Annotated in this window: 1 protein-coding gene; it reads left to right on the forward strand. The window is 68.5% G+C overall.

Translation table 11 applies throughout. The features are described 5' to 3' along the window. Positions 1-155: 155 nt before the first annotated feature. The coding region (locus tag DNK89_RS23825) for an FUSC family protein (protein ID WP_238990927.1) at positions 156-569 on the forward strand (414 nt) is incomplete at its 3' end.

Genomic DNA, 569 nt, shown 5'->3' on the forward strand with positions numbered 1-569 from the left:
GCTGGAGTCCTTCGGCGACGAGGTTCTCGGCGCCGGCCGCACGCGCCTGCAGCTGCGCCGCGACGGTGCGGGCCGGATCGTCGGCCTGACGTTCGAGGGCTTCGAGTTCCGCAAGCTGTAGGCCCGCCGACATGCGCAGCATCCCGACATCGCCGATGGCGAAGGCCCTCGTTTTCCTGCCGCTTCTGGTCCTGATCCTGGCCGGGGCGCTGGCGGGGTTGGCGGCGGCCTGCGCGCTGCTGTCCACCGCGCCCAATCCCGCGCTGGGTGCGGTCGAATTCATCAAGGGCACGGTGGCCGCCGTGGCGATGGCCTTCCTGTGCACCTTCATCGTGCTGCCTCACGTCTCGGGCCTGCCGCTGCTGCTGGTGATCCTGAGCCTGTTCTGGCTGCCCGGTGTGTATGCCACCACGATGCCGCGCCATGCCTTGGCGGGCGTGGCCTACCTGGTGGCGTTCACGACGCTGGCGGCGGCTGACAACCCGATGCGCTACGACTTTGCGCTGTTCCTCAATGGTGTCGTCGCCTGGATCCTGGCGACGTGTTTCACGCTGCTGGGCTTCAGGATC

It is taken from the genome of Acidovorax sp. ST3 (assembly GCF_003231145.1).
Taxonomy (GTDB): Bacteria; Pseudomonadota; Gammaproteobacteria; order Burkholderiales; family Burkholderiaceae_C; genus Acidovorax.